Below are 2,326 nucleotides of genomic sequence, written 5' to 3'. Positions count from 1 at the left end.
AGCCCCTCCCACCGACGAACCACGAACTCCGGAACCCCCACCTGCACGCCGCCCACTTCCCGACAATCGAGACGCACCTACCCACATACGGGGCCACCCATTAATTGAGGTCGTCAGGCCTTCCGCTTTCCCTCACGGGAGCGGGAATCGAGGCGCTCGGACACACCTCCGGCGTGGCGTCGCGGGTCAACCGCGACTGCGTTCACGCCTCGGGGTTATCGAGATTCTTCAGCGCGGAAGCGCCCTGTCAGGGCTCGCCTTCACGAACCAGGAACGCGCCGCCAGACGACGACATCGCATACCGGCCGGAACAGACGGGACAACAGTCGCTTACATAGTCCGTGCGAGTGCCTGGCCGCATCCGGCACCACGCACCGAAATAGGTGGGGGGTTCCATGAACGAATCACCTCAGGAGTTCGCGACTCACCGCTTCCCTGCCGCCACGATCCCCGAAGTCATCTCTTCACCCCACCTTCAAATACCCACGAACCCTCTCGACGGCCTCATCAAGAGGCGCCATCTCATGCTCCTCCCCCAACCCACTCGCCCCAGGAACGCCGAAGATCCACTTCCCACTCTTCTCGTAGATGATGAACGGATCAATCACCTTCATGCCCTCGAGTCGTCGCCGACCCACGATCCGGCATCCCCCCTTCTCGTTGAAATCAGCCAGAAAACCAGCCCCCCCGCAGAACAACCACCGCCTCATCAGGGTTCATTTCGCCCCCGGGCCATGCAACGCGATAGGAGCCCTCTTCTGAGGACACTCTCCTCCCGCCTCAGGAAGAGGCTCACAACTCGTCCCAGAAGAGAGGGTTCTCAGGGGGCGCAACGGGCACGGATGCCTCGTAGCGGCCATTTCTTACAATCACACGACACCACAACTCCGTCCGGCAATTCGGACAGACGTCAACGCCATAGGCCCAAAAACTGCCGCTCCGAAGCTCGTATCGAGGCGCATAGACCGGGCGCTTCTTGTTCGTCTCGCGACCGAAGACATCGTCTCCTCGCTCGAAGACTTGATCATCCAGCAGGCCAACATGGGACTGGAAGACGACCCTCACTTCGGTCCGGCAGTTCGGACAAGTACCATCCCAAACAAAACCGTTGGTCTGGCTCATGGCACCTCCGGCACCGACTGGTAGTGGATCCCGTTGACTTTCGCCTTCCTCCCATGGTTCCCCGCGAACCGCAAGAAGGTTCCGTCCGAGGAGACAAAGGGGATTCCCAAGGCTTCGGCAAACCCACTGTGGATGATGTCGTTGTAATGCGAGTGGTCACCACGTCTGGCTCGATCCCCTAGACCTGGCTTGTTCTTGTTCGCGGCGTCGCGAAGGATCTTCTCGACCTCCTTGAAGCGATCCGTATTCCTGAGATTCCTGGCGTTCTCTCCCGTCAACACCACGACATTCTTGAACTTTCTCAAGAAGCGTCGGTGCGCCGCCTGGCTTCTCTTGATGTTGAGGATCTCGCGATAGCCCGTCGGCGTGATGACCCAGAGATAATTGTCATTCCCAAGCAGTTTCAGCGCATCAACATGTCTCGGATTGGTGCTTCCCCTGTGCGCCTTGAATGCCATCATCACGACGTCACTATCGAGAACAGGGTCGACTGGCTCGGCCTTGCGCGGGGGAACCACCGAGGGCATCGCATCGTCGAGCATGCGCCGCTCGACCCCCGAGCCCGCGTGCAGGGCCTTGCTGTGGGCCTTGAGGAACCACGCTCCAAGTCCCGCGGTCGCCGCATTGAACGCCACTCCGCCTGGGGTGACATGGCCGAATGCGCCATAATCCACGGCCGTGCTGGCACCGGTCTCGACGGCCCAGAGGCCGACTGCCGCCGTCGTCCCGGACACCGCTCCTGATTCGAGCAGGGCCAGTGCAACGGGAGGTGCAGCGAGCGAAAGCCCGACTCCCACCACGGCAAAAGCTCCGCGGACGCTCTTCTGGAGCTCGCGCTGCCGCTCCTCCTCCATCCGCTCATAGGGCCCACGGAAGTCGGTCAAGTCCCCCTGGTAGAAGGGCGATGAACCCCATCGGCCAGACAAGGCCAGACGCAGCTCACAAGCACTGTGGCTCTCACCACTGATACAGGAGGAGCGTCCGTCGGGGTCCGTGTGCGTGAGGGGATTGGCGTTACCATAGCCCCAGGGCTGCATGCCCATCGGCTCATCCAGATACGACTCCGCGCCCACGGAGTCCTCGGACAGGAACCGTCCGGTCTTTCCGTCGTACCAGCGCTGCTGCGCGTACGTGAGCCCCGCAGCCGCGTCCCACGCGTGTCCCGTGAAGCCGACACTGGACTGGTTCTCACTCGGGACATGGC

3 protein-coding genes are annotated in these 2,326 nt (G+C 61.8%); all 3 read right to left on the bottom strand.

The window, feature by feature from the left end; translation table 11 throughout:
- Positions 1 to 464: 464 nt before the first annotated feature.
- Entirely contained in the window at positions 465 to 614 is a 150-nt protein-coding gene (locus FL311_RS02855) for a hypothetical protein (protein ID WP_153882664.1), read from the bottom strand.
- Between the two features lie 178 nt (positions 615 to 792).
- Positions 793 to 1,122: a hypothetical protein gene (locus FL311_RS02850; RefSeq protein WP_141323281.1), complete on the bottom strand. Its 330-nt coding sequence runs from the start codon at positions 1,120 to 1,122 to the stop codon at positions 793 to 795.
- On the bottom strand, positions 1,119 to 2,326 hold a 1,208-nt coding region (locus FL311_RS02845), incomplete at its 5' end, for an RHS repeat-associated core domain-containing protein (RefSeq protein ID WP_141323280.1). The genes FL311_RS02850 and FL311_RS02845, both read right to left, overlap by 4 nt.

Source organism: Myxococcus sp. AB025B, from assembly GCF_006518215.1.
Taxonomy (GTDB): Bacteria; Myxococcota; Myxococcia; order Myxococcales; family Myxococcaceae; genus Myxococcus; species Myxococcus fulvus.
This window is presented reverse-complemented; position numbering and strand designations above follow the sequence as displayed.